Origin of the sequence: Actinomyces bouchesdurhonensis (genome assembly GCF_900128465.1) — a bacterium.
Taxonomy (GTDB): Bacteria; Actinomycetota; Actinomycetes; order Actinomycetales; family Actinomycetaceae; genus Pauljensenia; species Pauljensenia bouchesdurhonensis.
This window is the reverse complement of record NZ_LT635890.1, coordinates 1-1,375: the sequence shown is the minus strand read 5'-3', so window position 1 is coordinate 1,375 and position 1,375 is coordinate 1. Positions and strand designations below refer to the sequence as shown.

The following is a 1,375-nucleotide window of genomic DNA, read 5'->3' as shown; positions in this document are numbered from 1 at the left end:
CGCGTATCCTGGAGTGGGCTGGGGATGGGTCGCGGAAGGGTCCGCGAGCGCGGGTTCGAGCGGGAGCGCCGCGGGTTCGAGCGCGGCGGATCCGCGTGAGGGAGCTTGTTCGTCGTTCACTCCCCTAGTGTCGCACGCACGCCCCGGTGTTTCTACCATCAGCCTTGACTGTATGACATCGCCTGAGGAGGACACGAATACATATCACCATTCCACAAAGGAAGCTCCTCCCAGTTCTCTGGAACACCAAGGTCCTTCACTGAAACAGGAGACACTTCGGGGAATTTATGCAAAAGATGCGGGAGGTCATTAATCCCCTCCAGATTCATCTTAGAAAGAAGATACTGGATGATGGTGAACTGCGCAAAGCACTTTCCCTTCTTTTCCTTCCTATTCCCCTCTTTCGCATCGTCAAGCACGAATCGACGCAGAAATCCGAGCTCATGATCCTCTCCTGTGAGCATGGGACTCTTAGGAAACGTCCTGCTATAGAGTCGACCATGATGCGCACACACATTTCTGACCTCATTCAGGCAATGCAGCCATGAACTTAGCTGAGATTCTGAAATATTAAGCTGTTGGGCGATTGCTTTCCTTTGCTCATCCCGAGCAAAACCATACAATAGGCGCAGGCCGCCCCAATCAAGCACATGCACAGCAACCCAGACCGGCAAAATCGCGTCGTATTTCTTTTTGTAATGAATGACCGAGTCTTCATTTGATCGCACAACAGATAAGCTATATTTGTCTAGCCATTCTGAATACTGCTCGGTTGGCCGAACATTGACCTTATCCCAAGCTTTTTTCCCGAGCTTATGTGGACTCAAGTGTATGTATGGATCAACCCGTCCAAGCTCGTGACTGATCATCAGCCGAAGCACAATTTCAATTTTCGCTAGCTGAAGCCCCGTGACAGCTCTTAGCTCTTGATCAAACCTGTACAGCTTGACCACTTTTTCGATCATGGTTCCTTCGATGAAATTATCGGAGAGAAGCCCCGTCTCCGCTTGCACAGCGCGATAGGGATAGGAATATCCAGACAGTCTATAGTATCCGATTTCACGAAGAGCTCGACGAGCGAATTCATCATCGCAGATTTCCATTCCCCTATCCTGCAGAATGGCGATCTGATCATCGACAGACTTAAAGGGTTTGGGCTCCATCGCTCTCCTCCGAAAATGTGAAGACCGGCCCTGGACCCTCGTCGGGCGGAACCGGTCATTGTGGATCCATCGTATCACGGCAGCCGCGCGCACGCACTGGGTTTGTCCATCCGAATGCAGTCATGCTGCACGTTGTGGACGAACACTGCGGCCACCTCACCATCCTCCCCGGCGCCACCGCCCCGGACCCGCACGGCGCCACCCCGCACCCC

The 1,375-nt window shown here is 52.9% G+C and carries 1 protein-coding gene; it reads right to left on the bottom strand.

Annotated features, from left to right (window positions below; all coding sequences use genetic code 11):
- Positions 1-158: 158 nt before the first annotated feature.
- Complete coding sequence (locus tag BQ7477_RS10975) at positions 159-1,163, bottom strand: Abi family protein (RefSeq protein ID WP_073983910.1); 1,005 nt, start codon at positions 1,161-1,163, stop codon at positions 159-161.
- Between the last annotated feature and the right edge of the window lie 212 nt (positions 1,164-1,375).

Excerpts from the sequence above, each read along its gene's own strand:
- BQ7477_RS10975 (WP_073983910.1), bottom strand. The coding sequence starts at position 1,163 with ATGGAGCCCAAACCCTTTAAGTCTGTCGATGATCAGATCGCCATTCTG.